This window comes from Arthrobacter sp. Alg241-R88 (genome assembly GCF_900537115.1).
In the GTDB taxonomy this organism is placed as follows: Bacteria; Actinomycetota; Actinomycetes; order Actinomycetales; family Micrococcaceae; genus Arthrobacter.
In genome coordinates this window covers 120718-143626 of record NZ_UNRG01000007.1, presented here as the reverse complement: position 1 = coordinate 143626, position 22909 = coordinate 120718, and the positions used below count along the sequence as shown (strand labels likewise).

Here is a 22909-nt window from a genome sequence, read left to right as displayed (position 1 = left end):
CTTGCGGAGCCACTGATAGCAGCTGTTCCGGTTCAAACCCAGTTCTGCCGCGGCCAATGTCGCACTTCCAAGTCGGTCAAAAACCCGGAAGAACTCTTCCCTCTGCGGAACAGTCGATCTCGCGTACTTCCGGGACTCCCCTGAAACATCGCTTAAATACGGCACGGTCGTTGCAACTCCCAAAATCTATGGGTGTTGCAACGACCGCTAGAACTCAAGAAAAGGTGACCGGCCGCCGTCGTACGTGCAGGAGTTTTTGTCCAGATATGCAGCTCAAAACGCTGTTTTGGCCTGCATATCTGGACAAAAACTCACAGGTTTGGGGGATTAGCTGGCTTTCTGCAGGCCTGTCCGGGCCATCGCGTCGGCGTAGGCCACGCGCATGTCCTCGAGGTACTCCTCCTGGCGGGCGGGCGAGCCGGCAAACGCACGGCCGCTGAGGGAGCGCACCTTGTACGTCTTCAGTCCGCGGCGCCAGAGCAGGGGCACCTCAGTCTTCAGCAGCAGGTTGGCCAGGCGGTTGGCCTCCGTGCCGTGTGCCACGATCACCGAGGCGCGCGGAACCAGCGCCAGGAATTTCAGCAGCGGCTTCAGGCCCGCGGAAATCTGGTCCGGCGTGAACTTCCCGTTGGCCTCCCCGGCCACGTGCCAGGGGTGGACGTTCCACGGCATAACGAACTCCGGCCGCAGCCCCAGCTTCCACTGGATCCCCAGCATCCGGGTGGCGGCGTCGTGGTCGCCGGCGGTGATGAAACCGGACGGGTCGGCCTCGCCGATGTTCGAGTACAGGCTGATGATGCGGCACTCGTCGACGTCGTGCATGGGGTCCACGTAGGGCACAATGGTGCCGGGCTTGGCCCCCTGCAGGGAATCGCACAGTTCGTTGACGGCTGCAACATTCGGTTCGTAGCGGCGGTTCAGAAGCTGATCATGGAAAGATTCGGGTGCCAGGGCTGTCATGTAGTGCTGGGTCTCCTGCGGGGATTGGTGTTGCTGCCACCGCGAAAATGGGCGCACAATGGCGCAGCAGATCCGAAGTGGTTGAAATGGGGCGGACCGATTCCTGGTCGGCCTTTACCAGTTTAGCAAGCCCTGCGAAACGAAACGCCGGTCCCGCGCACCCGATCCAAGCGGGGCACGAAACCGGCGGGTTTTGCGTTTTCTGTCCCGGTCTACCAGGGCCGCTTGGTGGCCCGGCGCGCACCCTCGCCCAGGGCTTCCAGCTTGGCGAAGGCGATCTGCGGGTGAGCCCTGCCGCCCAGGCCGCAGTCGGTGGAGGCGATGACGTTCTCCCGGCCCACAACGTCTGCGAACCGTACGATCCTGTCTGCCACCAGGTCCGGGTGCTCCACCACATTGGTGGCGTGCGAGACGATGCCCGGGATGATGACCTTGCCCTCGGGGAGCTTGGTGTCCTCCCAGACCCGCCACTCGTGCTCGTGGCGGACGTTGGCATGCCCGTATTCGCCGTCGTTGGGGATATCGATGCCCAGGCTCTGCTGGCGCTGGACCAGGTCCACCACGGAAGCGGTAAGGAGTTCGTTGTAGCCCTCGACATCGGAAGGGTTCTCTTCGCGAACGGCGTTGGCGGCGATCAGCTCAGCGGTACGCGACAACGATCCGGCGTGCGTGGGTGACGTGGTCTGTGCGGGAAACGAGGGCCGGAGCTTTCAGAACGTAATAACTGCCTGCAGATTCCTGTCACGTCCATTGACAGGAATCGCCCAGGTTGGTTGTCTTTTGTCACAGCCCGCAATGGGGGACATGGCGGGCTGGACGCACCTAATGCACTCGAAAGAGGTACCGCACCGTGAGAAAAACCCTGGCAACCTTCAGGACTCTGGCAGTTTCCGGAGCCCTGGCACTGGCAGCAGTAGCCGCGCCGGCACCGGCGATGGCCGTGGGCGAAGGCCCCAACTATGACGGCAACGGCCAGATCACCACATCGAAGCTTGCCACCTACGAGCAGATGGTCTCCTTCCTCAAGGACCAGGACGCCCGCCAGGGCGCCATGGAGCTGGAGGTCATCGGCCAGACTGTGAAGGGCCGGGACATCCACCTGGTCAAATACATGTCGGACCCGGCCAAGCCCACCATCCTTTACCTGACGCAGCAGCACGGCAACGAGCAGCTCACCACCGAGGGCGCACTGGAATTCGTCAAGCACCTGGGCACCGGCAAGTCCGCAGACATTCTCGGCGGCGCGAACATCCTTATCGTTCCCATGCTCAATGCGGACGGCGCCATGGGGGACGTGAACTTCCCGCTGGACGACTACCTGGCCAAGGGTGACCGCAACATGACGCGGTACAACGCCGAAGAGGTGGACCTCAACCGCGACCACGTAGCCAAGGTCCAGCCGGAAACGCAGGCGCTGCACAACAACGTGATGCGCAAGTACCGGATCGATTACATGATCGACCTGCACCACCAGGGCACCCGCAGCGAACGCGACGGCAAGCTGGTTTCCGGGTCCATCCTGTACCCCACCACGCCGAACGCCGATCCGGCAGTTGTCGAAAAGTCCAAGCAGTTGGGCGCGGTCGTCTTCGATAACGTCGACTCCACCGGTTGGGGCCACCTCGGCAAGTACGTTGGCGGCAGCGCCGAAACGATCAGCCGCAACGGGATTGCCGTGGAATACGGGATCGCTACGCTCCTGTTCGAGATGCGTGGCATGTCCGACCACTACCTGGACGGCTACGCCCTGGGGCTCCGGAGCAACGGATACCTGATCAAGCAGACGGTCACCACCCTCACCGCAACCGCCGCAGCAATCGCTGACGGATCAATTGCCGACGCCGACACCTCCTTCTGGGACAGCCTCGCCACCCAGACCTCCCGCCCGGGCGAGGAAGCTGACGACGAGTAGCATCACCGCTGACAGTCCGCCGCGGTCCTTTGCCGCGCAGGAGTCCTTTACCCTGCAAGAAGGACCGCGGCGGCCCAACGAGTGGACAAAGTCCCTCATCGGCTAAACTTGGGTGGTAAGAGCCCCGGAACTCTTGCGTCGCTGTGCCGCCCGCGGACCAGTGAAGGCCGGTCCATTCGGGGCATTCTCATGAACGGCGCTGCACCAGGCCGCCACGTTGTGGCATGGCACGGGCAGCCCGAACGAATGGGGGAGGATCCCATGCCAGCAATTGTGATCGTAGGAGCCCAGTGGGGCGACGAAGGAAAAGGCAAGGCGACCGACCTGCTGGGCGGCCGCGTTGACTACGTCGTCAAACCCAACGGCGGCAACAACGCCGGGCACACCGTCGTCGTAGGCGGTGAAAAATACGAACTCAAGCTGCTTCCGGCAGGCATCCTCAGCCCCAACGCGGTACCCATTATCGGCAACGGCTGCGTTGTTAACCTCGAGGCACTCTTCCAGGAAATCGAAGGCCTCCAGGCCCGCGGCGCCGACACTTCAAAGCTTCGCGTCTCCGCGAACGCACACCTTGTTGCTCCCTACCACCAGGTGCTGGACAAAGTGACGGAGCGCTTCCTCGGCAGCCGCGCCATCGGGACCACGGGCCGTGGCATCGGCCCTGCCTACATGGACAAGGTGGCCCGCCTGGGCATCCGGGTGCAGGACGTGTTTGACGAGTCAATCCTCCGCCAGAAGGTGGAAGGTTCGCTGCGCCAGAAGAATGAACTCCTGGTCAAGGTCTACAACCGCCGTGGCGTGCTCGTGGATGAGATCGTGGAGTACTTCCTGTCCTTCGCCGACCGGCTCCGCCCGCTGGTCATCGACAGCACCCTGGTCCTCAACTCTGCCCTGGACGAGGGCAAGGTGGTCCTGATGGAAGGCGGCCAGGCAACTTTCCTGGACGTGGACCACGGAACCTACCCGTTCGTCACCTCCTCCAACCCCACGGCCGGCGGAGCCTCCGTGGGTTCGGGCATCGGGCCAACCCGCATCTCCCGCTCCATCGGCATCATCAAGGCGTACACCACACGCGTTGGCGCCGGCCCGTTCCCCACGGAGCTTTTCGACGAGATGGGCGTCTACCTGCAGAAAACCGGCGGTGAGTTCGGCGTCAACACCGGCCGGCCGCGCCGCTGCGGATGGTACGACGCCGTCCTGGCCCGCCACGCTTCACGCGTGAACGGCTTCACGGACTACTTCGTCACCAAGCTGGACGTGCTCACCGGCATCGAGCAGATCCCGGTGTGCGTTGCCTATGACGTGGATGGCGTCCGCCACGACGAAATGCCCATGACGCAGACCGAGTTCCACCACGCAGTGCCGATCTTCGAATACTTCGAGGGCTGGACAGAGGACATCACCGGTGCGCGGACCCTGGCGGACCTGCCGGAGAACGCACGCAACTATGTGCTGGCCCTGGAAAAACTGTCCGGGACGCGCTTCTCCGCCATCGGTGTTGGACCTGATAGGGACCAGACCATTGTGGTGAACGACCTTATCAACGACTGACGCGTCAGGAATTACGACGGCGGCGGACCACCTTTCGAAGGTGGCCCGCCGCTGTTGTTGGGCTGGCCTTGCGCAATTTACAAAGGTTTTACGGGGCAGGCCTTGTGAGACTGCAGGCGGGGCCGGGACACTCGTTTGTACACCCGGTGACCTGATCACCGATCGTTCAACCACCGGCTTGGGAAAGGCCCGATGCGCGCGGACTGGCGGGCGGCGACGACGCCGCCCGCCGGGCCCGCAGGTTGGACGGGGCCCGCAGAACGAAAGGATTTCTTATGGCCGGAAAGTTCGAAGCGTTCGTTGACCAGGATTCGTATTTCAGGTTCCGGCTGCTGGCTCCGGATGGCACGGTGATGGCTGTCTCCGGCCCCTTTGAGGATAAGGCCGCCCTCGCTGCCGGAATCGCCGCCGTCCGCGAGTGCGCCGGCACCGGGCTGGTCACCGACCTTTGCCCGGCCGGCGCTGTTGCCCGTGCGGTGCCTGCAGCCGCTCCTGCGGTAGGGCCGGCAGCCGCGCCGGGTGATTGTGGGGACCGGCGTACTCCCGCCGGGCACACGTTCATCCTGGCAAAAGGACCGCACCGGCAGGGAACCAAGCCCCGCTGGGCCACGGCCGTTGCCCGTTGAAGGTGCGGGCAAAAGTTTTTTGAATCTTTTTGCTGCAAGGCGTAACCCTTTGTAGGCCTGCAGCGATTACCCCTATGTAGCGCCGGCCTGGAACTTGTCCCCCATCACGTTCCAGGCCGGCTCTTTCACTTCCCGGTGCCAAAGGCAGTTGCGGCAACTGGCCGCAGCGCTTTGGGTGGCTGGCCCGGGCAGTAGTTACTGAGGGGTAAAGTGATGCGGGGAAAAAGCATTCCTTATCGGATCAGGCCTCTTCCGCCCGGAACCCCTTTTGACTGAAAGCACTACGTCCGTGACAGATGCACTCACAGACGGGACCCTGCGGGACCAAGCCGCCGGCGCGTCCGTCTTCAGCGTTGTCTACCGGACCTATGCATCACAAGTCCTGGGCTATCTCGCGGCCCGGGGAGTCGAGGACCCGGAGGCGGCCATGCAGGAAGTGTTCCTCTCCGTCCTGCCACGGCTCGACACCATCCATGGAGGTGCCGCAGGCCTCCGGACTTTTATCTTCTCCGTCGCGCACGCCCGGATGGTGGACGATCACCGCCGCCAAAGCCGGACCCCGGCCAGGTTGCCCTTCGAGCCTGAACTGGACCAGCGTGAAGATTCCTCCGCGGAGACGGACGCCCTCGAACGTATTTCACCCCGCGAGGTCATGGGCCTGCTGGACGGGTTGCCGCAGGACCAGCGCGAGGTCCTGGCCTTTCGCCTCGTTGCCGGACTCACCGTGGAGCAGACAGCTGAAGCCATGGGCAAGAGTGCCGGCGCCGTAAAGCAGCTTCAGCGGCGGGCACTGGGGAAACTCCGCGAACTTGCGGCCGTGAAGGAGTACCTGAGGCCATGACGCACGTGAATCACCTGCCCGCCATCGTGGAGGAGATGCTCCTCGACGCCGGACACGGCAAGGACCCCGAGCTTCGCGCCGCGCTTCTTGCGCTGGGGTCGCTGGCGTCGCTGCCCACACCGGCCCCATCCGGAAAACTTGCGGTTCTGCTGGCGGAAGGCGGCGACGGGTCCACTGGCGGCGCGGACGATACGGTCGGGACGTCGGAAAGCGGACAGGACGAACTTGCCAGGCGCCGGGGGCTTCGGGCACACCGGCCGACCGTTGTTGGCCTTGCCCTGATAGCAGGCATGGGACTTGGCGTGGGCGGGGTAGCGGCCAGTTCCGCCGTGCCCGGTGCATCCGGCAGTCTCTCGATCCAGCACATGCTTGAAGACTGGGCGCCCGCCTGGAGCCTGCCCGCGCAGGACGTCCTTGGCGCCGTGGTGGTGTCGGACCCCCTGGATGGACCCGGCGCGGATGCAGCGGCGCACAGGGAACAGGAATTTGGCGTCGACGAAGAAGACACGACTGCCGGTGGCACCCGCAAAACCGCTCCCGCCACGGAGGAAACTTCTGTCCCACCCGGCAGGCCGGAAGCGGCGGCACCGGACATGTCCGGGCAAGGGAAGCAGGGAAACGGGGAGGCTCAAAGGGGTGGCGGCCAGAACACTGCCACCGGTTCCGGGAAGAGCCACGCCGAGGCTGCTGACGAGAAGGAAAACGCGGTCCCTGCCGGTGTGCTCCCGGAACAGGCAGCTGGTCAGGGAGGCGCAACTGCCCCGGGCGATGCGAACCATGCGGCTGGAGCGGGGCCAGGGGTACGGGCGGATTCCATGCCGGAAGCCCTCAGGCAGGGTGTGGACGCCGCCGGGGCGGCTGCAAATGCAGTCCCCGGCGCGAAATGGCTGCAGAAGTTCAGCCGGTAGCCGCTACGGGGAAGTACCTTAGCCCGCGTGTCCTCCCGGCCACGTAAGCTGGGCGCATGGGGCACAAAAATGATCCTGCCGTTGTCGAACGCCTGATGCGGACCAAGGGGCGGTGGGCCATCGTGGGCCTCACCACCAACGAGTGGCGCGCCGCCTACGACACGTCGCTTTTCATCCGGGACCGGCTGGGGATGGAGATCATCCCCGTCAACCTTCCGGGCGAGCCGGTACATGGGGAAGCCGGCTATCGCAGCCTTGGTGACATTCCCGCTGAGAAGCACCCCATCGACGTCGTGGACTGCTTTGTGAACTCCCAGAAAGTGGGGGAAGTGGTGGACCAGGCAATTGCCGTGGGGGCGAAGGCGGTGTGGCTGCAGCTCGGGGTCATCGACGAGGCCGCGGCAGAGCGGGCAAAGGCGGCCGGGCTAGATGTGGTGATGGACACCTGCCCCGCCCAGCAGGCCTGGAAATACAACCTCTGACGGGGCTGCGCTTAACGGTTCAGAAGCTCGGGATAGTGCCGCTCCGTGACGTCCGGGTGGGCACGCATCCTGCCCTTGAGCATATTCATCCCGTACGAGGCCAGGAGCGGGTTCGCGGGATCGTCTGAAATGCCCCTGGCTTCAGCCTTCAGTTCGGGCGGCAGGGGGACCGGGTCGATCACGGCGTCCAGCCGGGGAGACCAGAAGAACGGGACGGAGTACCTGTCCACGCCCGGGGGTGGCGCCTGGACCCGGTGGATGGTGGCCGCCAGGTATCCCTCCGTTGCCACTTCCAGCATCTCGCCGAGGTTCACTACCAAGGCGCCCGGGATAGGTTCCACAGGCAGCCACTCCGTGACGCCGGGGGGCTGGACCTCCAGCCCGCCTACCTGGTCCTGCAGGAGGAGCGTGACGAATCCGTAGTCCGCATGGGAGCCGACTCCCTGGTCGCCGGCTGCCTCGACCACGCCGCCGACGTAGTGCACCAGTTTGCCCATCCAGGCAGGTGAATCGCGGAAGGGCTCGTCGAAGTAGTCCTCGGGCAGTTCCAGGGAAACCGCGATGGCACGAAGGAGCTCCATTCCAACCGCGGACATCAGCCCGGCCCATTCCATTGCCGCAGGCTTGAGCTCGGGGAAGGACTCGTCCGGCCACAGGTTCGGACCCTGGAGCAGCCAGTACGGCTGGTCGGCCGGATAGTCACTGACCGGCTCACGCTCCGGAGAGTAGTCAATTTGTTCGCGCGCGTCCGCCCTGCCTTGGGTCACCTCGGTGCCCATCCGGGTGTATCCCCGGAAGTGGGGCGACAAACGGTTGTCCAGCTTCATCCGTTCCTCCAGGGGCAGGCTGAAGAAGCGCTGGATGACGTCCAGGAGATGTTTAGCCTGGCCCGGGGCCGCACCGTAGCCGGTGATTTGGAAGAAGCCGACGTTATGGGTGGCGTGGCGCAGCTGTTCAATGAATTCCGGACTGAAAGGCCCGTAGGGCTGCCGCGCGGTGCTCAGGTCCAGAACAGGTATCCCCTGATCGTGTGACATCCTCGCAGACTAGCACCGTCAGTGGCCTGCTTTATAGGCTGACTTTATGGACCCCAACGCGCTGAGGAAAATCTGCCTGTCCTTCCCGGGCGCCTTCGAGGATTATCCCTTTGGGCCCGAAACTGCCGTATTCAAGGTCCGCGCAAGCGTTTCAGGCGGGGCCCGGCACGAGGCCAAGCTCTTTGCCTTGTCCTCGATGGACGCCAGCGACTTTTACGTAAACCTCAAATGTGAGCCCACCCTGGCCGTTCAGCTCCGCGCAGCCCACCCGGAAATTACCGGCGCGTGGCACATGAACAAAACGCACTGGAACGGCGTCCGCCTCGATGGCGCGTTGCCCTATGACATGGTCCGGGACATGGTGGAGGACTCGTACGACCTGGTGGTGGCTGGCCTCAGCAGGAAGCAGCAGGAGCAGCTCGGATGGGCCCGCTTCGCAGGAATCAGAGGGGAGCAGCTTTGAAAGCCAAGAGCATGGCAGGCGGCGTCCTCAACTACCCCTGCATCGGCGGCACGGAGCACGGTTCGGCGCCTGCGGGCTACGCAACGGTGCTGGAGGAGGTCCACCTCGGCAGCGGCCTGCGGGTTTACCAGCGGGTTGCCGCCGGCATCCTGTCCTGGGAGTTGCAGCGGCGTGCGGGCCTCCGCGTCCGCACTGATTCCCCGCGGGTAGTGCCCGGGGCGCGGGTGGCGAGCGGCTTCGGCGTCGGGCCCTTGCGGCTGGACGCGCCCTGCGAGGTGGTGTGGGTCCGTGAACCGCTGCCGGCGGGAATGCCCCAGTCTGCGGGATTCGGGTACGGAGCACTGCCCGGGCATCCCGCGCGGGGAGAAGAGTCCTTCGAGGTGGAGATCAACGGAAACGCCGAGGTTCTTGTTCGAATCCGGGCATTCAGCAAGCCGGGCAACTGGTTTTACGCGGCCGGCGGACTGGTGACCCGCGCGGCGCAGCGCCACGTTACTTCCCGGTACATTGAAGGGGCACGCCAACTCGCCGTGGAAGGACAACTCCCGTGATCTTTATCGTCGTCAAATTCAAGGTCAAGCCTGAATGGTCGGAGCGTTGGCCCGATCTTGTTGCCGGCTTCACCCAGGCAACAAGGCAGGAACCCGGCAACCTCTGGTTCGACTGGTCCCGCAGCCTGGAGGACCCGAATGAATACGTCCTGGTTGAAGCGTTCAAGGACGACGCCGCCGGCGAGCACGTCAACAGCCCGCACTTCAAGCAGGCCATGGCTGACATGCCCCAGGCCCTCGCCGAGACACCCCGCATCATCAGCCGCCAGCTCGACGGCGAAGGCTGGGACCGGATGGGCGAACTTTGCATCTAGCCCCGCAGCCGTATTTCGTTAGGCTGATGCCATGTGGATCGGCTGGATCGAATTCGACATCCTCCTGGGCGACGTTCAGAGCCTGAAGGAGAAGCGCTCGGTTATCAGGCCACTGCTGGCTGACATCAAGCGCAAGTATGACGTGTCCGTGGCTGAGGTTGGGTATCAGGACCAATACCGGCGTTCGCAAGTGGGCGCCGGCCTGGTGGCAGCTGACCGGGCCCACCTCGTGGAGGTCCTCGACGCCGTCGAACGCCTTGTGGCCGGACGGCCGGAAATCGAACTGCTGAGTGCACGGCAGCGGGACCACCACAGCGAGGACTGACTGCTAGTTCCGTTGCCAGGCGGCCTGCCACGTGATGTCCGCCAGCGTTGCCTGGCCCTGAAGGCTCGGGTGGAAGTAGTCCAGGACACTTACGTCGCCTGCGCTGTGTCCGTGGGCGTAGACCGCTCCGCCATCAGTACGGCAGCTTTCGTACCGGGCACAGGTGTCCGCGAGGACCTCGTTGAATGCGAGCTCCCGCTGGACCACCTGCCGGCGCATGTCCTCAGAGTTCGAAGCAGCCAGCATGGATTGGCAAATGCGGCCAGCGGACCAGGCTGATTGTGCTGCCTGGTCGACGCGCAGGACATTCCACAACTGGTACATGTCCGGGATGCTGCTGACAAAAACCTGGGGCCGTGGCCGCATCTGGTCCAGCGTGGCAAGTGCGCGGGTCACGGAGGCCCGGAAGTCATCAACCGGGGTCATGGTGTCCAACGACGGTGTACAAAGATCGTTCGCGCCCACCAGCACGGTCACATACGCGGCGCCTTGCCCGGCTGCGGCCTCCGCCTGGCGGGGCAGATCTGACACCTTCGCCCCGCTCACGGCGTTATTGAAGTTTTTCCCCCTAATTCCGGGCGTCAGCTGGAGCAGCCGTTCGTAGTGGCTGGCCACTCCATCGCTCGGGCCGTCACCGGTGGACCAGGACCGCGCCGGATCGTCCCCCTGCACGCAGCAGGCGTTGTAGGCCTGGGTGATGGAGTCTCCGAGGGCCGCCATGCTGTGGGGGTAGGCAGCGTTCGGCCCGGATCCTGGTGTCGGCGCCGCCGCAACCAGGATCAGGATCGGCAGCAGCAGGAAGCTGAGCAACTTTGCCACCTTGGCCATGGCTCGATTAAAGCGGAAATCCGCTCCCCCTTCCGAAGGGGGCGCGGATTTCCGTGTGTTTGGCAGTGCTGGGGTCAGCCGAAGTACTTCGGCAGGGTCCCCTCATGGGCTTCCCGGAGGGCATCCAGGGACAGGCTCTCCACGCCGTTGATCTCCAAGGTGCCGCTGGCCGCGTCCACCACGCCGATGCGGGTGTGGGCGAAGCCGCGGGCGGTGCACATGTCCGTGAACCGCACTTCCTCGGAGCGCGGGACGCCGACGACGGCACGGCCCTGGGATTCGGAGAACAGCGCCGTGAAGAGGTCCACGCCGTCCCGGTCCAGGACATCCTGCAGCGCAATCCGGGCACCGACGCCGTACCGCAGCGAGGATTCCACGAGGGCCGCCGCGAGGCCACCCTCGGAGAGGTCGTGCGCGGAATCGATCATGCCGTCGCGCGAAGCGTTGATCAGGATCTCACCCAGGGCACGTTCGGCGTCCAGGTCAACCTTGGGCGGCTGGCCGCCCAGGTGGCCGCGCATGTTGGCCCACTCGGAGCCGTCCAGCTCAGCCGCGGTGGTGCCCAGCAGGTAAATTGCCTGGCCATCCTCGCGCCAGCCCGACGGCGTGCGGCGGGCAACGTCGTCGAGCTTGCCCAGCACTGCCACCACAGGGGAGGGGTGGATGGGCGTGGTGCCGGTCTGGTTGTACAGCGAGACGTTGCCGCCGGTCACCGGGATGCCCAGCACCATGCAGGCGTCGGACAGGCCACGGATCGCTTCGGCGAGCTGCCACATAACGTCCGGGTCCTCGGGGGAGCCGAAGTTCAGGCAGTCGCTGACAGCCATGGGGACGGCGCCGGAGGTGGCAACGTTCCGGTACGCCTCTGCCAGCGCCAGCTGTGCGCCGTGGTACGGATCAAGGTAGGTGTAGCGGCCGTTGGCGTCGGTGGCCAGGGCCACGCCCAGTCCGGTTTCCTCGTCCACGCGGACAACGCCGGCATCATCGGGGTACGCCATGGAGGTGTTGCCGCCCACGTAGCGGTCGTACTGGTTGGTGATCCAGGACTTGGAGCACATGTTCGGCGATGCCACCAGTTCGGTGACGGCCTTGGCCAGTTCTGCCGGAGCAGAGGGCCGGCCGGCGTCCTGGACGGAACCGGTGAAGGTGTCGGCCTGCACGGCGTCCTGCCACTCGGGACGGGCGAACGGACGGTCATAGACCGGGCCGTCGTGTGCCACGGTGCGGGGATCGACGTCGACAATGACCTCGCCTTCCCACGTGATGATGAGGCGGCCGCTGTCCGTCACCTCGCCCAGCCAGGCGTACTCCACAGCCCACTTGTCCATGACGGCTTCGAACGCTTCCACGTTCTCCGGGGTGACCACGGCCATCATGCGTTCCTGCGACTCGGACATGAGGATTTCGCCCGGGGTCAGCGTGGGGTCGCGGAGCAACACCGAGGTCAGCTCAACGGCCATGCCGCCGTCGCCGTTGGAAGCGAGCTCGGATGTGGCGCAGGAGATGCCTGCCGCGCCCAGGTCCTGGATGCCTTCCACCAGCGAGCCCTTGAACAGCTCAAGGCAGCACTCGATCAGGACCTTCTCGGCGAAGGGGTCGCCCACCTGGACGGCGGGACGCTTCGAGGGCTTGGTGTCGTCGAAGGACTCGGAGGCCAGCACGGACGCGCCGCCAATGCCGTCGCCGCCGGTGCGGGCACCGAACAGGACCACCTTGTTGCCCTTGCCGGAGGCATTGGCGAGGCGGATGTCCTCGTGCCGCATCACGCCCACGGCCAGGGCGTTGACCAGCGGGTTGCCCTGGTAGACGGAGTCGAACACCATCTCGCCGCCGATGTTCGGCAGGCCCAGGGAGTTGCCGTAGCCGCCGATGCCGGCAACGGCACCGTGCATCACGCGGGCGGTGTCCGGGTGGTCGATGGCGCCAAAGCGCAGCGGATCCATCACGGCAACGGGGCGGGCACCCATGGAGATGATGTCGCGGACAATGCCGCCGATTCCGGTGGCAGCGCCCTGGTAGGGCTCAACGAACGACGGCGAGTTGTGCGACTCGATCTTGAAGGTCACGGCCCAGCCGTCCCCCAGGTTGGTCACGCCGGCGTTTTCGCCGATGCCCACCAGCATGTCCTTCTTCATCTCCGGGGTCACCTTTTCGCCGAACTGGCGCAGGTGGTTCTTGGAGGACTTGTAGGAGCAGTGCTCGCTCCACATAACGGAGTACATGGCAAGTTCGGCGCCGGTGGGACGGCGGCCCAGCACCTTGACGATCTCGTCGAACTCGTTCTGCTTGAGGCCCAGTTCGGCCCAGGGCAGTTCGGTATCCGGAGTCTTCGCGGCATGCTCAACGGTGTCGATGTTGAACTTCTTGACCTGGGTGATGGCACCCGGGGCAGCGGTGGGCGAGGCGGCAGCGGTAGCCGTGCCTCCGCCGTCGGTGATGGAGCCTGTCGAGGTCCCGGTCATTACTTGCCTCCCACAATCTTGGTCAAAACGGAGGTGAAGAAGCCCAGCCCGTCGGTATCGGACCCGCCGACACCGGCGCCGCCGGACCCAGCAGATTCGGGACCGAATCCGGGCTCCACAGCGTGCTCGGGGTGCGGCATGAGGCCCACCACGTTGCCGGCGGCGTTGGAGATGCCGGCGATGTCGCGGCGGGAGCCGTTCGGGTTGAAGCCCACGTAGCGGAACACCACGCGGCCCTCTGCCTCGAGCGCGTCCAGGGTTTTGTCATCCGCAAGGTACTGGCCGTCCTGGTTCTTGAGCGGCACAGTGATTTCCTGGCCGGTTTCGTAGTCCAGCGTCCATGCGGTGTTGCTGTTTTCGACGCGCAGGACCTGGTCACGGCACATGAACTTCAGGTGGTCGTTCTTGATCATTGAACCGGGCAGCAGGTGCGACTCGGTGAGGATCTGGAAGCCGTTGCAGATGCCGAGCACGGGAAGCTTGGCGTCGCTGTTGGCGGCATCGATGATCTTGGACATCAGCGGTGCGAAGCGGGCGATGGCGCCGGCGCGGAGGTAGTCGCCGTAGGAGAAGCCGCCGGGAATCACGACGGCGTCGACGTCGCCAAGCTCCTTATCGGCGTGCCAAAGCTCGACGGCGGTGCCGCCGGCCAGACGGACCGCACGGGCGGCGTCGCGGTCATCCAAAGTGCCTGGGAACGTGACGACGCCGATCCGGGCGCCGGCGAGCCCGCGAGCACCAGAGGCGTCTGCTGCGGCGGCGATTGGCTCGCCGATCAGGGGAAGTTCAGTCATTTCAGGCCTCGACGACCTCGACGTTGACAACGTCCTCGATCACAGGGTTGGACAGCAGGGTCTCTGCGGCATCGCGCGCCTGGGCCAGGATCTCCTCGGTCACCTCGCCGTCGACGGTCAGTTCGAAACGCTTGCCCTGGCGGACAGAACTGAAGCTGGTAAAGCCCAGCCGGGGGAGAGCGCCGACGATAGCCTTCCCCTGCGGGTCCAGAATCTCGGGCTTGGGCATAACGTCAACAACGATCCGGGGCATCCGGTAACTCCTGTGCGTGAGCTTGGGTAAGGGCGCAGCGGAGTGGTGCCGTCTCACGCCGTACCGAGGTGTTGATGCACACCTTGTTAAACCTTGTGGACGGGCGCTCCGCGAGCTTGCCACTCCATTCTACCGGCCGGAGCGCCCCAGCCTGTATTCGGCAAGTTCCAGCCACCGGCGGCGGCCGGAACCCTGGGAGAGAGGCGCGGCGGGGGGCGGTTCGCCGCGGGATCTGGAGTTGCGCCAAAGGTGTCACTAGGATTGCTGAATGGCAGAGAAATCGAGATCCGTGCTGTTGCCCATGGTTGCCGCGGCAGTTTTTGCCGGACTTGGGCGAATGGTGCTCCAGAAGATCAAGGCCGACCGGTTCGCCCGGGAAAACCGGGTGGCGGGGCCCATGGATGAAAAGACCCGGCAGTGGATCAGCGACGTGGTGCGCACACCCCGGTAGCAGCGTCTGCCCGCACCCACTCTGAAGTTGCCAGGGCGCCCTGAGGGGCGCCCTTTTCCATGCCGTCCTGCCCTGCCCGGCAAGTGTAGGACTGGCGAAACTTCTCGTTGTGCCCTATGTCATATTGAGCTATCAGTCTGTACTCTTTGAATCGACTGGTCTCACGAAATGACAAGATCTGTAATTTCGCTGACGGCCAGTCATTTTGGGCCCGCAGTCGTGGCTGGGCCGGTACCTCGTGAAAGGGTTGCACGTGAGATCTACTGGAAAGAGCCCCTTGCGGGGCGGGGGAATCCGGAAAGCTGCGGCGCTGGCCGTGGGTCTGCCTCTTCTCCTCACCTCGATGGCCGTAAGTCCCGCTACCGCGGTGCCGGCCGGACAGGATGTGGCACTAGCTGCAAAGAAGACAACATCCACGGAGTTCAAGGACGGCCGCTACATCGTTGTCCTCGCGGGTGCGGCAGCTGCGGCCTACGAGGGTGAAACGCCGGGACTAGGGGCGACCAAGCCGCAGAACGGCCGGAAGCTGGAACCCGGAAGCGCCAACTACAAGGCCTACGACGCCCATCTCCGCAAGCAACAGCGGGAGGTCGCTGACAGCCAGGGGGTCACCCCGGTAAAGCAGTTCACGGCTGCCCTCAACGGTTTCAGCGCCGAGCTGAACGCAGGACAGGCCATGGAGTTGTCCAGGGACAACCGGGTTCTGGCCGTGACGCCGGATGTTGAGAATGCCCCGGACTACACCACCACTGACTTCCTCAAGCTGACTGGCCCCGACGGAGTTTGGGCCAAGCAGTTCGGCGGGGAAGCCAACGCCGGCAAAGGCGTTGTCGTAGGGGTCATCGATTCCGGGTATGCCCCCGACAACCCGTTCCTGCAGGGTGAGCCAGTCCAGCCGCTGAGCGGTCCCGCGCAGATGGGTGTGCCGTACCGGACCGCCGAGGGCCGGATCGCCATGCTCAAGGCCGACGGCACCACCTTCGAAGGCGACTGCCAAAAGGGGCAGGGGACGGGCGCCTCATTCGACGGCTCCCAGTGCAACTCCAAGGTCATCGGCGCCAGGTACTTTGCCGATGCTTTCCTGCAGTCCGTAGCGCCCGGAAACCGGGCGCCCGAAGAGCTCATCTCACCGGTCGACGTCGGAAGCCACGGCACGCACACCGCCACTACCGCGGCCGGCAACGCGAACGTTGAGCAGGTGATTGACGGCGCCGGGTTCGGCAAAAGCTCCGGTGTTGCTCCCGCCGCGAAGGTCTCCGTCTACAAGATCTGCTGGGAGGACACCAACCCCGATACCGGAGGCTGCTACTCCTCCGCTTCCGTCGAAGCAGTGGATGCCGCCATCAAGGACGGCGTGGACGTCCTGAACTACTCGATTTCGGGCAACAACAACAGCACGACTGATCCGGTGGCACTGGCGTTCCTCAACGCTGCCGCCGCAGGTGTTTTTGTTTCCGCGTCCGCCGGCAACTCCGGCCCCACTGTCTCAACGGTCAACCACGCCTCACCCTGGCTGACTACGGTCGCTGCGTCCACCTTCCCGAGCGACCTGCTTGGCACCGTCAAGGTCTCCGATGGCTCGCTGTACCGTGGAGCTTCGATTATGAAATCGGAAGTTGCCGACAAACCGGTTGTGGTCGCCTCAGCTGCGGCAGCAGCAGGTGCTGCCAATCCGAACCTCTGCGGCCCCGGTTCCCTCGATGCTGCCAAGGTGGCAGGCAAGGTGGTGGTCTGCGACCGCGGCGTTGTGGACAGGACGGCCAAGAGCCAGGAGGTCCAGGACAAGGGCGGCGTCGGGATGATCCTGGTGAACCTCACCAGCAGCTCCGAAGATGCGGACAACCATGTGCTTCCCACGGTGCACGTCAATGCTCCGAAAAGCCTGGAACTGAAGTCCAAGCTTGAAGCCAACCCCGCTTTGACAGTCAGCCTGGTCAAGGGGGACTTGACCGGAGAACCCGCTTCCCCAGCGCCCCAGATCGCCGGCTTCTCCTCCCGCGGGCCGAGCCTTGCCTCCGGTGGCGACCTGCTGAAGCCGGACATCGCTGCACCGGGCGTGAACGTCCTCGCGGGCGTTTCCACCATCGGCAACGACGGCGAGCAGTTCGGCTTTATGTCGGGCACGTCCATGGCCGCACCGCACATCGCCGGTTTCGGGGCGTTGGTGCTCAGCAAACAGCCCAAGTGGACGCCTGCAATGGTCAAGTCGGCCATGATGACCACCGCCTACCCGCTGGTCAACGCTGACGGTTCACCCAACACAGATCCCTTCCAGGGCGGCGCGGGCCATATCGACTCAACCCGCTTCCTGGATCCAGGCCTGGTCTACAACTCGGGCATCAAGGACTGGCTCGGCTTCCTCAACGGCCAGGGTGTAGAGACGGGGGCTCCGCAGGCAGGCACCATTGCTGCCCGAGACCTCAACCTCCCGTCCATCGCGCTCGGCAGCCTGGTGGGGGAAGTGCAGGTCAAGCGCCAACTCACTGCCCTGGTTCCCGGGATGTACCGGCCGGAAGTCAACATGCCGGGCTTCAACGTCCATGTCGAGCCGAAGGCGCTGAACTTCGCCAAGGCAGGCCAGACCCGCGAGGTTACCCTGACCATCAGGAACGTGAGCGCTCCGGTAGGTAAATTCAGCACCGGCACCCTGGCCTGGAAGGGCCCGCGCACTGTGAGCTCTCCCATCGCCATCCGCCCTGTTGATGCCCAGATCGCCCCGTCGTTCACCTTCAGCTCAGCCACCGGCAGCGGCAGCGGCACCATGGAACTGGTGTCCGGTTCGGACAACCCCATCAAGGTAGGGGTGGAAGGCCTGGCGCCCGTAAGCCAGACAGCCATCACCAAAACTCCGGGAGAGTACGCACCGAAGGATGATGCACACAACGCAGTGCTCGAGGTAACGGTGCCCGCCGGGGCTTCCTTCGCCCGCCTGGGTGTCCAGGCGCAATCGAACGACGTCGACTGGGACATGGTGGTCTACGCACCCAATGCTTCGGGCGGGCTGACGGCAACACAGGTGGCGACGGCTTCCGCCAGCGAGTTCCTGGATGTGGAGGCGCCTCGCGCAGGCACGTACTACATCGTGGCCAATCTGTACTCCACGCCTGACAATGGAGCAGCAAGCGCGTCCGTTCAGGCGGTCTCGTTTGCGGGGGACGCCGGCAACCTCACGGTGGAACCCAACCCGATTGTTGCTCCGAACGGCACGGCCACCTCGGCCACGCTGACTTGGACCGGCCTGTCCGAAGGGGCTTACGCTTCGCGCCTCAGCCTGGGCGACAACGGCATCAGGACCTGGATCAACGTCCAGGTGGGCGGCGCCTCCGCTGCTCCTTCCGGAGCTCCGCAGGTAGCTCTCGCGGACGCGGTTCCCGGGGCCTAGCAGCCTGACGTTTACAAAAACAGGATCCCCGGCGGTTGTACCCGCCGGGGATCCTGCTTTTCCGGGTTGTTCTTCCGGCAGGCGGCATTGCCTTAGATGGCGCCGGACGCTCCACTGACGTTGCCCAGTAGAGGAGCCATTGCTTTCCAACGCGAGATTTCGCAACCGTCGGTCCGGGTGAAGACCGCTTCAACTGCCCGCCCGTGGAACGTCCCGGTCACTACGGCGACCTGCGGCCCTCCGTATTGTTGCGTGCACAGCTTGGGCGGGCCCGGTTTCGGAAAGAAAATATCCTCGCCGTAGCGTTCCACCGCGGCCAGCGCAGCCTCAGGGTCCGGCACTGTGCTTTCAGCGGAAGGACGCCCGCCGTCGGCCACCAAGTGGAATTCGTGCTCCCCGGCGTCGGGGCTTTCACGCAGCCGGACGGTCAGGTCGATCACGGCTGTCCGCTCCCGGACAAGGCGGCCAGTTCCAGGGCCAGCTTGTCCCGGAGTCCTGCTGCCTCGGCTGCAAAGGACCGCTGGTGCTCCACATAGGCAGCCTTGCCCTGCGGGGTTTCGATGGGGATGGCGGGGTAGCCCCACTCCACCAGGTCGTAGGGGGAGGCCTGCATATCCATGGCCCGGATCCGCCACGATAGTTCAAAGCAGTCCATCACCAGCTCACTGGGCAGGGCGGGCAGCAGCTTGTACGCCCATTTATACAGGTCCATGTTGGCGTGCAGGCAGCCAGGCTGTTCAAGGTGCCGCTGGGTTTCCCGGCTGGGTGCCAGTTCGTTCAGCGGAATGGCGTCAGGCGTGTAGAAACGGAAGGCATCAAAGTGGCTGCAGCGGATCCGGTTGTCCTCCACCACCTTGTCCGTCCCTGCCGGCCCGAGGCGCAGCTGCAGATACTCGTGGCGCAGGTCGAACCGGTCCTGGTGATAGACCATTGCCCATTCATGGAGCCCGAAGCAGCCAAACTGCGCAGGGCGGGCGGCAGTGCCGCGCAGGATAATTGCGGCGAAGGCGACGGCATCCTTGCGGTCGGCGAGAAACGCGTCCCGGTCCATGGTGACCGCAGGGCTTCCCGGCGGCAGCCCGAGGAAGGCAAGTTCGCCGTCGTCGAGCGTCCGATAGTGTTTCCACCCGCGGCGGTCCGCTGCTTCCGGGCCCAACAGAACGACGCCGGCGCCCGGGTGCCAGCGGCGGAGCTGGCCCGGTTTCTGGGTGTAGTAGGTGAAGAGGAAATCCTCCACCGGATGCTTTTTTCCGGCTGAGCGGCGGGCAAGGTAGGGGTCCGCGTAGCGGCTGACGCGCTGCTGGTGGGCTTCTTCCCTGGCCCGACACTCGTCGGCCGACAGGACGTTAAGACGCTCCACCAGCTGCACCAAGTACATCCTTTGCAGCATCCCAGGCGCTGATTTCGCAACCGTTGGTGCGGCTAAAGGCAGCATCAACAGAGATCCCGTCCACTACGCCGGTAACGGTAGCCTCCTGCGGCCCGCCGTACTGCTCGGTGCAGACCTGGTCAGCCCGTTTCGGAGAGGGGCTCAGCAGCGCCGCGTTCTCCTTCAGGGCGGAGCAGGCGGCGTCAGCAGCGGGATGGTTGCTTTCTGCGTCAGGCGTGCCGTCGACGCAGACCAGGGTGTAGTGGACCTCGGACTCGCCGGCAGACGGCGTGAAGGCGATGGCCAGTTCGGCGTTGCCCTGCCCGGGGCCCGATGACGGCGCAGCGGGCTCGGGGGCGGGCGCGGGCACAGAAGTCTCAGCCTCAGGGTCCGCGCTGCCCGAAGGAGCAGGCGAACTTGGCGATGCTGTCGAGGAAACGGAGGCCGAGGGTGAGGCTGAGGCATCGCCGGAAGGGCTTCCCCCGCCCACATCCGGAGTGCAGGCGGGCAGCAGCACCGCCGCGAACAACAACGCCGCGAGGCGGAAGTGCATGGTGGCTCTGGGACGCCTTGGGCGGGGAGAATCCGCTGGGCGCATCACATGCACTGTGTCCCATGGATGCACATTGAGCCCGCGCTGTGGCAAGTCCGTCATGATGCCATTCTACTGCCGCGGTCCTGAGGGCTGGCTAAGACTGCCGGCCTTGGGAGGTGGCTGCAATGAGTCCCATCATGGACGCGTGCAGTTCACTGACCTGGCTTCGGGTCAGGCCCAGGCGTTCCATCATGGTCCCGGGTACATTGAGGGCCTCCTGTCGAAGGGACGCTCCTTTGGGAGTGAGATCGACGGCCAGGGCGCGCTCGTTGCCGTCCACCCGCCGTCGGGAAATGAGCCCTGACGCTTCAAGCCGCCGCAGCAAAGGCGAGATGGTAGCCGGTTCCTGTGCCAAGGCATCGCTGATGTTGCGCACGGTGCGCGGGCTGGATTCCCAGAGGCACAGCATGACCAGGTACTGCGGATGGGTGAGGTTCAACTTCTCAAGCACGGGTTTGTACGCGCCCACCACGCTGCGTGATGCCACAGTCAGGGCAAAGCAGAGCTGGTGCTCAAGCAGCAGGTCGTTGTCCTCCGGGACGTCTGCGCCGGCGGTGTCAGTCCTCGCTGCGGTGGAAGTGCTGGATGCAGTGGTCATCGGGGCCTCCAATTGTTAGTGCACTAATTATTAGCGTACACTGTGAATAAGAAAAGGGTTACTGGAAGGAGCCAGTTCATGGGTAAGGCCAGCTCAGAGGGCAAGGAAAATGCCTCACAGCGCTTCATGCGGGCAACCGGCAAACTGCGTGCCATTTTCGGTCCTGCAAACCGGTCCTCGCTTATCCACGACATGACAGAGGAAAACCGCAGGCTCCTGGCCCAGCGCGAGGCCGAAACCCGGCAGTGGGAAACCGTCACCCGGCCAGACGGCAGCACCTATGTTGTGCCCAGGAACCCCGACGACAAGTCCCTTCGCTGAAATGGAACCCGGAGCCTTTTGAGGCGCCCGGGCGTAAAATAAGGGCACTGACTCCGCGAGGAGCAGCTGCCGTATGTGGGATGGCTCTTCGTTCCCCTGAATGCAGAAAGGGGGTGGAAAACAGTGCCGCATGTACTCAGCGGGTTCATGAACGCGACCGACAAGCTCCGTTTCTTCTTTGGGCCGGCCACCCGCCTGGACTCCAGCCTGCCGGTGGTGCACAAGCATGACGAGTTCGAGCAGGCTTCGGAGGAGGAACTCACGCACTTTGTGGTGGAGACCGATACCTCGGGCCACCACTACGCCGTACGCCGCGAAGACCTCGAGAAGGAGGCCTGACGTCGGCCTTGCCGGGACGCAATGCCGTGGTCACTCCCCGGAAAACACAAAATGCACTGGTCAGGGAAGAAATCCCCGGCCAGTGCATTTTTTATGTTTCGGGCCGGCGGTTAGCGGCCGGTGCCGCCGTAGACGGTGGCTTCGTTGTCGCTGTCCAGTTCAAAGGCCCGGTGGATGACGCGCACGGCCTCATCCAGGAGATCCGCGTGCGTAACAACTGAGATGCGGATTTCTGATGTGGAGATCATGTTGATGTTGATCCCGGCATCCGAGAGTGCCTTGAAGAACGTGGCGGAGACCCCCGGGTGGGAACGCATGCCGGCGCCGATCAGGGAGAGCTTGCCGATCTGCTCGTTGTACTCGATGCTTTCGAAGCCGATCTGGTCCTGGGCTGCGTGGAGGGCCGTCAGGGCATCGGCGCCTTCCACGATGGGCAGCGTGAAGGAGATGTCCGTGCGGCCGGTGCCATGCGTGGAAACGTTCTGCACAATCATGTCGATGTTCGAATGGGCATCGGCGATGACCTGGAAGATGGCGGCCGCCTTGCCGGGGATGTCCGGGACGCCAACAACGGTGACCTTGGCTTCGGAACGGTCGTGTGCGACGCCGGAGATGATTGGCTGCTCCAAGGCAACTCCCTCTTGTGTGGTGATCTTGTCTTCGGCGCTGGGAATGACCCAGGTGCCTTCGTGCTGGCTGAATGACGAGCGGACGTGCAGCGGCACACCGAACCTGCGCGCGTACTCCACGCAGCGAAGGTGGAGGATCTTGGCGCCGGAGGCTGCGAGCTCCAGCATCTCCTCGCTGGAGATCGTGTCGATCTTCTGGGCTGAGGGGACAACGCGCGGATCGGCGGTGTAGATGCCGTCCACATCCGTGTAGATCTCGCAGACGTCGGCTTCGAGGGCTGCTGCCAGCGCTACGGCTGTGGTGTCCGAACCGCCCCGGCCCAGGGTGGTGATCTCGTTGGTGGCCCGGCTCATGCCTTGGAAGCCGGCCACGATGGCGATATTGCCCTTATCCAGGGCGGTGCGGATACGGTGGGGATCGACGTCGATGATCCTGGCTTTGCCGTGGATGCCGTCCGTGATCATACCGGCTTGGGACCCCGTGAAGGATTGGGCGGAGGCGCCCAGCTTGTTGATCGCCATGGCCAGGAGCGCCATCGAGATACGCTCACCGGCTGAGAGCAGCATGTCCATTTCGCGGGCCGGGGCGGAGTCCGTTACCTGGCCTGCGAGGTCCAGGAGTTCATCGGTGGTGTCACCCATCGCCGAGACCACAACAACCACCTCATTGCCCGCCACCTGGGCGTCCACCACGCGCTTGGCTACCCGCTTGATGCCGTCTGCGTCCGCTACGGAGGAACCACCGAACTTCTGCACGATGAGCTGTTTGGTGACGGCACGGCCGACGGGCAGCTCCTGTGGCTGCGTTGCGTTGTGCACTTCGGTAGTGGGCGTACTCATGCGCGTACCTTCATTGGATCAATTGGAGTCCGGCCAGACAGCCGTAACGCTGTGCTGGCCCTGACGCTGGGAACTAGC

The 22909-nt window shown here is 64.5% G+C and carries 25 protein-coding genes and 1 pseudogene; 14 read left to right on the top strand and 12 right to left on the bottom strand.

Features of this window, described 5'->3' with window-relative positions:
- Positions 1–327: 327 nt before the first annotated feature.
- Both G6R19_RS15660 and G6R19_RS15655 read right to left on the bottom strand, forming a co-directional pair.
- A complete protein-coding gene (locus tag G6R19_RS15660) occupies positions 328–960 on the bottom strand; it encodes a uracil-DNA glycosylase (RefSeq protein WP_163166590.1) in 633 nt (210 codons plus the stop codon).
- A 212-nt stretch (positions 961–1172) separates the two neighbouring features.
- Positions 1173–1454 (bottom strand): annotated as a pseudogene (locus G6R19_RS15655) (epoxyalkane--coenzyme M transferase); the annotation flags it as partial.
- A 356-nt stretch (positions 1455–1810) separates the two neighbouring features.
- Here G6R19_RS15655 and G6R19_RS15650 point away from each other — a divergent pair.
- The 6 genes from G6R19_RS15650 (at position 1811) to G6R19_RS15625 (ending at position 7280) form a co-directional block, all read left to right on the top strand.
- On the top strand, positions 1811–2872 hold the full coding sequence (locus tag G6R19_RS15650; protein ID WP_163166588.1) for a M14 family zinc carboxypeptidase: 1062 nt from the start codon (positions 1811–1813) through the stop codon (positions 2870–2872).
- Positions 2873–3133: 261 nt separating this feature from the next.
- Positions 3134–4423 (top strand): adenylosuccinate synthase, encoded by a 1290-nt coding sequence (locus G6R19_RS15645; protein WP_163166586.1) that lies wholly within the window; start codon positions 3134–3136, stop codon positions 4421–4423.
- Positions 4424–4698: 275 nt separating this feature from the next.
- On the top strand, positions 4699–5049 hold the full coding sequence (locus tag G6R19_RS15640) for a DUF1508 domain-containing protein (RefSeq protein WP_163166584.1): 351 nt from the start codon (positions 4699–4701) through the stop codon (positions 5047–5049).
- A gap of 289 nt (positions 5050–5338) precedes the next feature.
- Entirely contained in the window at positions 5339–5890 is a 552-nt protein-coding gene (locus G6R19_RS15635; protein WP_163166582.1) for a sigma-70 family RNA polymerase sigma factor, read from the top strand.
- Positions 5887–6798: a hypothetical protein gene (locus G6R19_RS15630; protein WP_163166580.1), complete on the top strand. Its 912-nt coding sequence runs from the start codon at positions 5887–5889 to the stop codon at positions 6796–6798. Before G6R19_RS15635 ends, G6R19_RS15630 begins: the two co-directional genes overlap by 4 nt.
- Positions 6799–6854: 56 nt before the next feature.
- Positions 6855–7280 carry a CoA-binding protein gene (locus G6R19_RS15625; RefSeq protein ID WP_163166578.1) on the top strand — a complete coding sequence of 142 codons (426 nt, stop codon included), beginning with the start codon at positions 6855–6857 and terminating at the stop codon, positions 7278–7280.
- 11 nt (positions 7281–7291) lie between these two features.
- Here the strand turns inward: G6R19_RS15625 and G6R19_RS15620 are convergent, their stop codons facing one another.
- Positions 7292–8317 (bottom strand): isopenicillin N synthase family oxygenase, encoded by a 1026-nt coding sequence (locus G6R19_RS15620; protein ID WP_163166576.1) that lies wholly within the window; start codon positions 8315–8317, stop codon positions 7292–7294.
- 46 nt (positions 8318–8363) lie between these two features.
- Here G6R19_RS15620 and G6R19_RS15615 point away from each other — a divergent pair, with 46 nt between their 5' ends.
- The 4 genes from G6R19_RS15615 to G6R19_RS15600 are packed head-to-tail and all read left to right on the top strand — an operon-like array spanning position 8364 to position 9970.
- Entirely contained in the window at positions 8364–8780 is a 417-nt protein-coding gene (locus tag G6R19_RS15615) for an MmcQ/YjbR family DNA-binding protein (RefSeq protein WP_163166574.1), read from the top strand.
- 11 nt (positions 8781–8791) lie between these two features.
- Entirely contained in the window at positions 8792–9331 is a 540-nt protein-coding gene (locus tag G6R19_RS15610; RefSeq protein WP_163166650.1) for a DUF1990 domain-containing protein, read from the top strand.
- On the top strand, positions 9328–9645 hold the full coding sequence (locus G6R19_RS15605) for a putative quinol monooxygenase (RefSeq protein WP_163166572.1): 318 nt from the start codon (positions 9328–9330) through the stop codon (positions 9643–9645). The genes G6R19_RS15610 and G6R19_RS15605 overlap by 4 nt, the downstream gene beginning before the upstream one ends.
- Before the next feature lie 31 nt (positions 9646–9676).
- Entirely contained in the window at positions 9677–9970 is a 294-nt protein-coding gene (locus G6R19_RS15600) for a DUF503 domain-containing protein (protein WP_163166570.1), read from the top strand.
- 3 nt (positions 9971–9973) lie between these two features.
- Here G6R19_RS15600 and G6R19_RS15595 read toward each other — a convergent pair whose 3' ends face one another.
- From G6R19_RS15595 to purS, 4 genes are all read right to left on the bottom strand, one after another.
- Positions 9974–10798: a GDSL-type esterase/lipase family protein gene (locus G6R19_RS15595; RefSeq protein ID WP_163166568.1), complete on the bottom strand. Its 825-nt coding sequence runs from the start codon at positions 10796–10798 to the stop codon at positions 9974–9976.
- Between the two features lie 74 nt (positions 10799–10872).
- The gene (gene purL, locus G6R19_RS15590) at positions 10873–13260 is read right to left on the bottom strand and encodes a phosphoribosylformylglycinamidine synthase subunit PurL (protein ID WP_240341909.1); all 2388 of its coding nucleotides are present in this window, start codon (positions 13258–13260) and stop codon (positions 10873–10875) included.
- A complete protein-coding gene (gene purQ, locus G6R19_RS15585; RefSeq protein ID WP_163166566.1) occupies positions 13260–14054 on the bottom strand; it encodes a phosphoribosylformylglycinamidine synthase subunit PurQ in 795 nt (264 codons plus the stop codon). Before purQ ends, purL begins: the two co-directional genes overlap by 1 nt.
- A gap of 1 nt (position 14055) precedes the next feature.
- Positions 14056–14307 carry a phosphoribosylformylglycinamidine synthase subunit PurS gene (gene purS / locus G6R19_RS15580; protein ID WP_015935902.1) on the bottom strand — a complete coding sequence of 84 codons (252 nt, stop codon included), beginning with the start codon at positions 14305–14307 and terminating at the stop codon, positions 14056–14058.
- A 268-nt stretch (positions 14308–14575) separates the two neighbouring features.
- Here purS and G6R19_RS15575 point away from each other — a divergent pair, with 268 nt between their 5' ends.
- Positions 14576–14758 carry a hypothetical protein gene (locus tag G6R19_RS15575; RefSeq protein WP_163166564.1) on the top strand — a complete coding sequence of 61 codons (183 nt, stop codon included), beginning with the start codon at positions 14576–14578 and terminating at the stop codon, positions 14756–14758.
- Between the two features lie 343 nt (positions 14759–15101).
- The gene (locus tag G6R19_RS15570) at positions 15102–18140 is read left to right on the top strand and encodes a S8 family serine peptidase (RefSeq protein ID WP_240341911.1); all 3039 of its coding nucleotides are present in this window, start codon (positions 15102–15104) and stop codon (positions 18138–18140) included.
- Between the two features lie 92 nt (positions 18141–18232).
- Here the strand turns inward: G6R19_RS15570 and G6R19_RS15565 are convergent, their stop codons facing one another.
- Genes G6R19_RS15565 through G6R19_RS15550 form a run of 4 tightly spaced genes read right to left on the bottom strand, consistent with a single transcriptional unit; the run spans position 18233 to position 20702 of the window.
- Positions 18233–18580, bottom strand: a complete 348-nt coding sequence (locus G6R19_RS15565; protein ID WP_163166562.1) for a serine protease inhibitor — start codon at positions 18578–18580, stop codon at positions 18233–18235.
- Positions 18577–19518 carry a 3-methyladenine DNA glycosylase gene (locus G6R19_RS15560; protein WP_163166560.1) on the bottom strand — a complete coding sequence of 314 codons (942 nt, stop codon included), beginning with the start codon at positions 19516–19518 and terminating at the stop codon, positions 18577–18579. The genes G6R19_RS15565 and G6R19_RS15560 overlap by 4 nt, the downstream gene beginning before the upstream one ends.
- Complete coding sequence (locus G6R19_RS15555; protein ID WP_346010087.1) at positions 19487–20164, bottom strand: SSI family serine proteinase inhibitor; 678 nt, start codon at positions 20162–20164, stop codon at positions 19487–19489. Before G6R19_RS15555 ends, G6R19_RS15560 begins: the two co-directional genes overlap by 32 nt.
- A gap of 34 nt (positions 20165–20198) precedes the next feature.
- The gene (locus G6R19_RS15550) at positions 20199–20702 is read right to left on the bottom strand and encodes a MarR family transcriptional regulator (RefSeq protein WP_163166558.1); all 504 of its coding nucleotides are present in this window, start codon (positions 20700–20702) and stop codon (positions 20199–20201) included.
- A gap of 78 nt (positions 20703–20780) precedes the next feature.
- Here G6R19_RS15550 and G6R19_RS15545 point away from each other — a divergent pair, with 78 nt between their 5' ends.
- Positions 20781–21023, top strand: a complete 243-nt coding sequence (locus tag G6R19_RS15545; RefSeq protein WP_163166556.1) for a hypothetical protein — start codon at positions 20781–20783, stop codon at positions 21021–21023.
- Positions 21024–21146: 123 nt separating this feature from the next.
- Positions 21147–21362 carry a hypothetical protein gene (locus G6R19_RS15540; RefSeq protein WP_163166554.1) on the top strand — a complete coding sequence of 72 codons (216 nt, stop codon included), beginning with the start codon at positions 21147–21149 and terminating at the stop codon, positions 21360–21362.
- A gap of 110 nt (positions 21363–21472) precedes the next feature.
- Here the strand turns inward: G6R19_RS15540 and G6R19_RS15535 are convergent, their stop codons facing one another.
- Positions 21473–22831 carry an aspartate kinase gene (locus G6R19_RS15535; protein WP_163166552.1) on the bottom strand — a complete coding sequence of 453 codons (1359 nt, stop codon included), beginning with the start codon at positions 22829–22831 and terminating at the stop codon, positions 21473–21475.
- Positions 22832–22909 lie beyond the last annotated feature (78 nt).